Source organism: Brevibacillus sp. Leaf182 (assembly GCF_001423865.2).
Classification (GTDB): Bacteria; Bacillota; Bacilli; order Brevibacillales; family Brevibacillaceae; genus Brevibacillus; species Brevibacillus brevis_C.
Genome location: NZ_LMPN02000036.1, coordinates 133,624 through 144,466, shown reverse-complemented (window position 1 = coordinate 144,466; position 10,843 = coordinate 133,624). Strand labels below are relative to the sequence as shown.

Annotated in this window: 1 protein-coding gene; it reads right to left on the bottom strand. The window is 47.3% G+C overall.

Going from position 1 to position 10,843, the window contains the following annotated elements:
• Nucleotides 1-6: 6 nt before the first annotated feature.
• A complete protein-coding gene (gene tycB / locus ASG16_RS27120; RefSeq protein ID WP_056494198.1) occupies nucleotides 7-10,779 on the bottom strand; it encodes a tyrocidine non-ribosomal peptide synthetase TycB in 10,773 nt (3,590 codons plus the stop codon).
• Nucleotides 10,780-10,843 lie beyond the last annotated feature (64 nt).

Sequence of the window (10,843 nt, the reverse complement as noted above, 5' to 3'; positions counted from 1 at the left end):
GCCTGATTAGATTAATTCCAGGATGTTCTCCAGTTCTTCCATCGAAAGGTCATCATCACCCAGATCGCTCGGGGTCAATTCTCCATTTTCTTTTGATAGGCAATGCTCAATAATACTGAGCAAGTGATTCCGATAGTTGTCTGCCAATTTCGCGATGGTTTCTTCCTGATACTGGAGACTGCTATAGCCAAAACTGATCTGGAGCTTTCCATCCTCGATCATGCCGGAAATATCCAACAAGAATACTCTCTCCGATTCTGGACTGAAAAGCTGCCCCGTACCGAGTGGCGAAAAAGTAAGCCCGCCAGATTTTACATCCGAATCAAATTGCCCGAGGTAGTTAAAACTGATTTCCGGTTGCAGGCTAAATTGCAAGGATGGACGCAGTTTATCCGCCGTCATCGTGCGTAAAATCTCGTAGCCAATTCCTTTTTTCGGAATATGGCGCAAGTTTTCTTTGATTTGCTTGATTTGGTATGACAAGTCCTTTGACTTTTCCATATCAAGCACGACAGGGAACTGGGATGTGAACCACCCAATCGTTCTGGTCACATTCATTTCATTCTGAATATCTTCGCGACCGTGACCTTCCAGGTTGATGACAGCGTAGTCGGTATTCGCCCACTCTTTCACGGTTAATCCCAACGCAGTCAGCAACAGGTCATTTATTTCTGTGTGATAGGCATGATGTACGTGACGTAACAGGTTTTCTGTCTCTTGCGCTGTCAACTCGACCTTCACTGTACGGGTGTGCTTTTGTTTACGATCTGCTGTAACAAAATCAGTTGGCAACTTTCCTGCCGTGGTCGTGCTTTCGAGGTTGTGCCAATACGCAGCTTCACGCAAAAGCTCGTCACTCTCCGCATAGTTTTGCAATTGAGCCGACCAATCCTTGAAGGAATCTGTCTTTTTCGGCAAGACGATCTCCTGATTGTGGAGAGCCTGCGAATAGGCAGAGGAAAAATCTTCAAACAAGATGCGCCAAGAGACGCCATCCACGACCAGATGATGAATGGCAATCAGTAAATGATCCCCTTCCGTTGTGGAGAAGAGTGCCAAGTGGACGAGTGGTCCCTGTTCCAAATCGATACTGCTTTGGATGTGATCAGACAACTCCAAAATATGGGCTGCGCTATTTGCATGGTCTTTTAAGTCATACGAATGGAAGCGGAATCGCTCACCTGTCAGCGCTCGATTGATTTGCGTGATTGTTCCATTCTCCTGTTTGTATATCATGCGCAACGCATCGTGGTGCTCGACGATTTTATAGAACGCCTGCTGAACAAGTCCCGGATCAAAGCCATCCTCTCGGAACAGCATGACAGCCTGATTCCAGTGGTGATGGTCAGTGAAATTGCACTCGAAGAACCACTTCTGGATGGGCGTCAAGCCAATCTCGCCTTCTACTACTCCCTGATCGCTCTCTCTGTTGTTCGGTATGACATGAGCAGCCACTTGTTCAATGGTCGGATATTGGAACAGTTGCTTCATCGCCAGTGTCCAGCCTGATGCGTGCAAACGCGTGGATACCTGTATGGCTTTGATGGAATCTCCGCCCAATTCAAAGAAGTTGTCTTTCATTCCCACTTGCCCAATTCCCAATACCTCTGCCCAGGTCGTAGCAAGTAAGTGTTCCAGTTCGTTTTGTGGTGCTTCATATTCCCTGCCCGATTTCTCTTCGTGACTTGGCTTCGGCAATGCTTTGCGGTCAATTTTGTCATTCGGTGTCAATGGCATCTTATCCAACTGAACGAAGAAGGAGGGAACCATATAATTTGGCAATTCTTTTCCCATAAATTCACGCAGTTGAGCCGGACTTGCTTCCCCATCGGCTACATAGTATGCGCACAGGTAAGGTTGCCCCTGGTCATCCAAATGTGTGATAGCTGCTGCCTCAATGATCGTCTCATATCGCAACAGGACACTCTCGACTTCGCCCAGCTCTACCCGATGACCGCGTACCTTCACCTGATGATCGATTCTGCCGAGATACTCGATATTTCCGTCCGGAAGCCATTTGGCCAGATCCCCGGTGCGATACATCTTCTCTCCTGGCACAAACGGATTGTCGACGAATTTTTCAGCCGTCAATTCTGGTCGATTCCAATATCCTCTGGCTAGCGCCACCCCGCTGATGCACAATTCACCTATTTGACCGACTGTCTTCAATTGCATTTGTTCATCCACGATGAACAACTTCGTATTCTGAATCGGTTTGCCAATCGTAATGGTCTGACCAACTGGTTCATGTGGCAAAGCTTTCCAGAGTGTGGCGCAAACTGTATTCTCTGTGGGGCCGTAGCCATTGATATAGGTCACTTTCTCTTTCCATTGCTCTACCAACGCGATAGTTGCAGCCGATCCAGCAGTAATCAGGATACGCAGGGACGGCATACGGTCAGCCTCAAGATAAATAGCATACGTCGGCGGCAACGTGAGAATGGTAATTCCGTTTTTGTGGACATATTCCTCAAACTTGCGGAAATCGTTGATTGTATCGCGGGAGATAATATACAAGGTCGCTCCTGTCAATAGAGCTATAAACATATCCCACACCGATGCATCAAAAGAGATACTCGCAAAATGCCCTGGCCGATCTTGTGGCGTTACGCCGAGTTGATTTTTGAAAACCGCCTGTAGATTGGCTGCCCCTTTGTGCTCCAGCATGACTCCTTTTGGATTGCCAGTGGTACCAGACGTGTAAATGATATAGGCCAGATCTGACGGCTTGTTGATGCAAAGCAAATTGTCTGAATGCGACGAATAGCTCCCCGCGTCGTCCAAATCAATAATTTCTGCCTGACTGGACACCTTGTGGATCAAGTGAGAATGCGTAAGCACGAGCTTCGCTTGACTGTCCTCGATCATGTAGCGAACTCGATCTTCGGGATAATCGGGATCGACAGGCAAAAAGGCTCCGCCCGCTTTTAAAATGGCGAGTGTGGCAATGACCATTTCCAAGGAACGCTCTACCATCATGACGACGATTTGCGAAGGACCTACCCCTTTTTCCCGCAAAACCGCAGCTAGCTGGTTCGCTTTTTCATTGAGCTCTTGGTATGACATGCTCTTCTCTTCAAATACAATGGCCGTTTGATCAGGCGTGTTCGCTGCCAGTTCCTCAAAGAGCTGTTGTATGGTCTGGTCTTCGGTGAACTCTCTGTCTGTATGATTGAATTCCACTAGCAACAACTGCTTTTCTTCTGCCGTCAGCATCTCAATCGCCTGAAGCTGCCTGTCAGGTTCTGCCGTAACATTGCGTAGAATTTGCATAAAATGACGCGACATTCTGTCTACGGTGTCTCTTCTAAACAGCTTGGTACTGTACTCCAGTCGCAGCAACAGGTCTGTTTCCCGTTCAGTCAGGTGAAAAGACAGGTCGAACTTTGAAATGGCAAGTGCGCTCGTCGATTCATAGGGATGATAGGTCAGTTGACCCAGTGTTTTTTGGTAAAGCTCGTCGGTTTGCAGAATGAACATGGTATCAAAAAGTGGATTGCGTCCCGGATCACGTTGAATGCCAAGCTTTTCAACCAGACTTTCCAACGGATAATCCTGATGATCATAGGCATCCAGAGCATTCTGCTTGACTTCCATCAGAAACTCCTTGAAGGTCTTCTCTGCTGTCGGTTTGTTTCTGATTGCTAGCGTATTGACGAACATGCCGACAATCGGTTCGAGCTCAGCGCGCGTCTTACCGGAGATTGGCGTTCCGACAACGATATCATCCTGCCCCGTGTACTTCGAGAGCAGTAAATTGTAGGCGGCAAGCAAGACCATAAACAAGGTCGTTTTCGTTTCTGCAGCCAGCGCGTGTAAAGCTTCCAACAGAGGTCTATCGGTAGCAAGTACGATTTGATCACCCTCAAAGCTTTTTACAGCTGGGCGTGGAAAATCTGTCGGAATCTCCAAGACAGTGTTATGACCCTCAAAAGCATGGTACCAATACTCTTCCTGCTTCTTGAAGTCATCTGACTCGGTAAAGCGTTTTTGCCAGACAGAAAAATCTTTGTATTGGATACGCAGCTCCGGTAATGGTCTGCCTTGGTACAATTCCGCCAGTTCATTGAAAATGATCGTGACAGACGAGGCATCCGAAGCAATATGATGCATGTCATACAAGAGAAGATGACGTTCATTCGAAATTTGCACGAGACCCATGCGCAGCAGTGGCGGAACAGCCAGATCAAATGGACGGACAAACGCATGAAAAATTTCATCGATCTGATGTTCTTCTGCACTCCGATATTCCATTTCCACTTCCACATGGTCATGAATTTTTTGGACCAACTGATCTCCTACCATCTCAAAGGAGGTTCTCCAAATTTCGTGACGATCTACCAATGCTTGCAGCGCATGCTTCAATTGATCGCGATCCAGTTGACCCTCTAGCATGATCATCCCAGGCGTATTGTAGCTGATGCCCGCGCCTTCCAACTGATGGAGTACGTACATCCGCTGCTGGGCAGTAGATACCGGGTAGTACTCTTGTGGTTCTGCTGGTTGAATCGATGCATCTGGCGCATTCTCACTATTTGCTATCAACCTGGACAAGGCTCGAACGGTAGGCTGTTCAAAGAAATGCTTCAACGGAAGATCGGTTTGAAACTCCCGGTGCACATGCGCCACTACCGTCATCGCTTTCAAAGAATGTCCACCCAGCTCAAAAAAGTTATCCATCACGCCGATGCCTGTGATGCCAAGGACGTTTTCCCAAATCTTGGCCAGTGTTGCCTCTACTTCATTGGCAGGAGCGACATACTCCACACCTGTTGTAGGCTTTCCTTCAGGCTTTGGCAGCGCTTTGCGATCGATCTTGCCATTTGGCGTGAGAGGGAAAGCATCGAGTTGAACCAGATAGGTCGGTACCATATACGCTGGCAATTCTTGAGATAGATGTGTTCGAAGCGCTGCTTCCGAGATGTTGTCTTTCCCGGTGAAATAGGCAGTCAGATACGCATCCCCGCTTCCATCCTGATAAGCCACGATAATCGCTTCATTTGTCGTTTCATAGCTGAGCAGAACCGATTCTATCTCCCCGATCTCAATCCGGTATCCTCTCACTTTTACTTGTTCATCCAGGCGTCCTGCGAATTCAATCGTACCGTCAGGGAGCCATCTGCCAAGGTCGCCCGTCTTGTACATGCGTTTACCTGGCTCAAATGGATTGGAGACAAACTTCTCCTCGGTAAGTTCTGGTTTGTTCCAATATCCGCGTGCCAAACCGAGTCCGCCTATGCATATCTCTCCCACTACACCGATTGGAAGCAGCTGGTGCGAATGGTCCACGATGTATATGCTTGTGTTTGCTATTGGCCGTCCAATGGTGATCGGAGCATCCGGGAGCGTATCGCACAGATAGGTGGCGATAACGCTGCTTTCTGTCGGACCGTACGCATTGACAGCAATCATCTGCGGATTCATCTCTTTGCACATCTCAACTAACTTCGGCGATAGCTTTTCTCCACCGAGCACGGCCATTTTCATCGGACTGATCTCGTCGGCGGTGCTGCATTCCAAAACCGCCTGGAACAAGCTCGGTACGCATAACGTGTAGCTGCAACTCCATGTTGAGATCAGGTTTTTGAGCGCTATCGGATCTTTGGCTTCTTCATCCTTCGTCAAGACAACCGTTGAACCGGATAGAATCAACGCAAAGAAGGTAAGGACAAAACCATCAAAGGCAAAGGATAGAGCCAACAAACCTCTGTCATGGACAGATAGGGCAAACTCTTCTTTGTTCCACGTCACACTGTTGACAATACCTCGGTGCTCCACCATGACCCCTTTTGGCCTACCCGTCGTACCCGATGTGTAAATGATATAAGCCAGATTCGTAGCCGTATGAATCGGGTCAAGGTTTGTGGTGATACGAGAATAGTTACTCTTATCCTCCAGATACAGGCATTCAACTCCAGCCGCAACCTTTGTTCCAAGATGATCGTGGGTAAGCACCAGACGGGCTTCGCAATCTTCCAGCATATAGGCAATGCGATCATTCGGATATTCTGGATCAATAGGCACATATGCTCCGCCAGCCTTGAGAATGGCAAGGATTCCAATCACCATCTCCAAGGAACGATTTGCCATAATTCCAACTCGTTGGTCAGCACTTACTCCTTTTTTCCGTAATGTACGAGCAAGCTGATTGGCCTTCTTATTGAGCTCCTGATATGTCAACCTTTGGTCCCCGCAAACCAGCGCGATTTGATCAGGGGTTTTCCCTACTTGTTCTTCAAATAGCTGTGGGAGTGTGCTTTCCAACTGAACAGGCTTGAATGTGTCATTGAAATGGACCAGCAATTGCTGCTTTTCTTGCTCGGTGAGCATCTCTATCTGATAGAGAGCCAAGTCCGTGTTCCGGATGACTTCTTGCAAGATTTGGATGTAATGACGCGACATGCGTTCGATGGTCTCCTGCTTGAACAGCTTGGTGCAAAATTCGAAGCAGAATAGGAGACCTGCGTGGTTTTCGGTTGCTTCGAGCGACAAATCGAATTTCGCCATTTTGCCCTCTGGCACGTAAGGCGTCACTGTCATGCCTTCGATCTCGATCGGACTGGCATCCATGTTTTGCAAAATAAACAAAGTGTCAAATAATGGATTGCGGCTTCGATTTCGATTGACCGCCAGCTTTTCTACGAGTTCCTCAAACGGGTACTCCCCATGCTCAAATGCAGAGAGTGTATTGTCCTTCACTTCTCGTAAAAATTGCTTGAAGCTTTTGGTTGCCACCGGTTGATTTCTCATTGCCAGCGTGTTGACGAACATACCCGTGATGCTTTCGGTGTCAGGGTGCGTTCTTCCAGCTGTCACAGTCCCGACCACCATGTCTTCTTGCCCGGAGTATTTTGCAAGCAAAACATGATAGGCTGCCATGAGCACCATATAGAGCGTGGTACCAGTATCTGCCGCCACTCTTTGCAAGCCATCCAGTAGCTGTTTTTCCGAGCCGAATAAATAACGTTCGCCCTCAAAGCTTTGCATAGACGGTCGAGAGTAGTCTAAAGGCAGGTTCAAGACAGGAATTTCACCAGCGAATCGCTCGGTCCAATACGCTTCCTGTTTTTTGTATTGGTCTGTCTGTGCCAGACCTTTCTCCCAAACCGCGAAGTCTTTATATTGAATGCGTTGCTCAGGCAAGGATTTGTCTTGATAGAGCTGCGCAAGATCATTCAGGATGATTTGCGATGACACACCATCCGAAATGATATGGTGCATATCGATGATCATGACATGGCGCCGCTCTCCCAGTTTGACCAGTCCAACCCGACTTAATGGCGCTTTTTCCAAATCAAACGGACGCATGAAATCCGTGATGACTTGATTCAAACCATCTTCTGTCGCTTCCATGTAGGCGATTGGCAGTTTGCATTCCTGATGGATGCGTTGAACCGGCTCACCGTTAATGGTATGGAAGGAGGTCCGCAGCGATTCATGACGACTCACCAGATTGGAAATGGCATGCTCTAGCTGCTGCACATTCAATTCCCCATCGAGTACCGTCACAACGGGCAGATTGTACACCGTACTATCCGGATCAAGCTGGTTTAATATCAGCATGCGTTTTTGCGCAGAGGATACAGGATAGTGCTCTTGCATGGCGACCCGCGGAATAGCGAGATACGTTCCTTCCTCTTCACCTTCCACATACTTGGCGATTTCTTGAATGGTTGGTCTGTCAAACAACACGCGAAGCGGAACATCTGCTTGGCAGTCTTTTTGCATCCGGGAAATGAGATGAATGGCTTTTAACGAATGGCCTCCCAGCGTGAAAAAATTATCCTGAATGCCAATCGGGGACACGCCGAGTACGCTTTCCCAAATCGCTGCCATTTTCTGTTCCAGTTCGGTTGTCGGAGCGAGGTAATCCGCTCCCTTAAAAGCATTACCCTCAGGGATGGGCAAGGCTCTTCTGTCTGTTTTTCCATTAGGTGTGACCGGAATCCGCTCCAAGCTCATAAAGAAGGAAGGGATCATATACTCCGGCAGCGTTCGTGATAAGTACGCACGCAGTTCTTCGTTGCTGACTTCCTCTGTCCAAACAACATAGGCGCACAAATACTTGCCACCTGTCTCATCCGTTCTATCGATGACCACGGCTTCCTTGATGGAGGCGTGGTTGAGCAAGTGCGATTCGATCTCTCCCAACTCAATGCGATGCCCCCTGATTTTTACCTGATGGTCGATTCGCCCTAAAAACTCGATATTGCCATCTGGCATCCAACGAGCGAGGTCACCCGTTCGATACATTCTTTCTCCTGATTGATACGGGTTCTCGAGAAACTTCTCCGCAGTCAGCTCCGGATTGTGCAAATACCCTCTTCCTACATTCGCTCCAGAGATATACAGCTCCCCAACAATGCCATCTGGTTTCATTTGCAGCTTTTCATCCAGGATATAAATGCCTGTGTTGCTGATCGGTTTTCCGATTGGTGGCAGCTCTGGTATATCCATGCTAGGGTCCATCGTGTAGGTGGTTACCACATGTGTCTCCGACGGCCCGTAATGATTGTGTAAAAATACGTGATGGTTCCGCAGATATTTCTGTAGCTCATGAGTGACGACGAGCTGTTCCCCGGCAGTGATAATGTGCTTGACGCAACGCGGGAAGCTTTGCACATAATCTTTTTCGTTAAAGATAAATTTCAAGAAAGATACAGGGAGGGACAAAATGCTGATCTGTTTCTCCTGGATAAAGGCAAACAGTTTTTCTACATGACGTCTCATCTCATTCGTGATGAGATAGAGCTGTCCCCCGGAAAGCAACGTGGAGAAGATCTCCTGGTAGCAAACATCAAAGCTGCATGTGGTATACTGCAATACTTTTTCATGAAAATCGATGTTGGTCTTGGCAAACGTAAAGTGCATCAGATTTGCCATGTTCTTATGCTCAAGCATGACCCCTTTTGGTTTGCCTGTCGTTCCGGACGTGTAGATGATATAAAACAAGTCATCTGGTTGATTGATCGTTTCCACAGACGCATGGCTCTCTTCCCAGATGGCTGGAGCGCTAATATCTATTTTTTCAGTAGAAGCAGAGACCTTCTCTAGTAGATGCTGCTGGGTCACTACCAATTGAATCCCGCTATGCTCGAGCATGTAGGCAATTCGTTCTTCTGGCAGCTCCGGATCAATCGGTACAAACGCACCACCGGCTTTCAAAACCCCAAGAATTCCGACAATCATCTCAATCGAACGATCCATCATCGTACCAACCAGACTGTCTGCTGCAATGCCTTTTCTCCTCAAAAATCTGGCGAGCTGATTGGACTTTTCATCTAGCTCCCGATACGTCAACTGCTGTTCTCCGAATACGACAGCAACCTGCTCAGGTGTCCTATCCACCTGTTCCATGAAGAGCTCGTGCATGGTTTTCGCTGGATAGGCAGCGGAAGTATCAAGGTTTCTGGCCATTAGCTGTTGTTTTTCAGTTTCTGTCAGCAAAGTAACCTGCTGAAGGGTGACCTTCGGATTGTTTGCCACGCAAGCCGCAATCTGCTTGAGATGTCCAGCCATTTTTTGGATAAAAGCTTCGTCGAAAACAGCAGCATTATAATCAAACCGCATCGCAATCTCTTCTTTGGGCATTACCATGACGGTCATGTCATAATTGGTAGGCTCAAACATCTCGACATCGGAAATGGTAAAGCCTACTTGCTGTGTCGCTACTTTTTTCTGCAAGGCCTCGACTAACGGATAGTTTTCGATGACCATCAGGTGATCGATCAAATCTTGTTTCAATACAGAATCGTTTTGAATATCGTACAAAGGTACATGCTCATAGGACTGGGATTGCCGTGTTCTTTGGTGCACATCCTGTATCAAGTCGGCAAAGGTTTGATCGTTTTTCGCTTGAATGCGGAATGGAATGGTATTGATGAACAACCCAACCATTTTGTCGATTCCAACGATTTCAGTTGGTCGCCCGGATACAACAGAGCCGAATAGTACATCATTCGTAGCGTTATAGGATTGGAGGAGAATCCCCCATAAGGTTTGAATCACCGTCGGCAATGTCACTTGGTTTTGACTTGCGATCGCAGAAAGCTGCTGCGTCAGCATGCGGTCCAACGCAAAACGATATTGCGCTGGTAGAAAGGCGGCTTTGCTAGAAGACTTCCCAAATTTCGGCAAGGAAGTTTGCTGTTCAAATTGTTCCAGATAGTCTCTCCAATATGCGCGAGCAGCCTCCTTATCTTGCTTTTCCAGCCAACGAATAAATTGGCTGTATGGCTGCACCGGATCAAGCGAAATCGGTGTCTCATTCTTTAAGGATAAGTAGACGGAAAGCAAGTCATCAAAAATAATGCTAAAGCACCAACCGTCCATGAGTATGTGATGAAAACTCCAGATGATTTGGTATTCGCTCTCCGTCATTTGGAAAATAGCCACTCTCATCAACGAATCTTTCGCTAGATGAAAGGTTTTCTCTTGGTCATTCCTTTTGTACTGTGTGTAGCGCTGCTGCTTTTCTTGCTCATCGTATGCAGTTAAATCGCAAAATAGGATGGGAATGGGCCGTTCCTTCAAGACAACCTGCAAAGGCTGTTTTAATTTTTCATAGAGAAACAACGTGCGGAACACATCATATCTCTCTACCAGTACATGCAAGCTATCGGTAAACAAACCAACATCAAGATTGCCCTGAATCGAAATGGACATCTGTACAAGATGAGAGTTATGTTCTTCGTCTAGCAAGGCGTGAAATAACATTCCCTCTTGCATGGGCGTCAATAAATACATATCTTGTACTTGTTCTTTGCTAAAAACACTCATTCCGGCACCTCGATATCGACATTATTTGTTATATTTACATAAAAATGTAAGCCAAGAACATGTT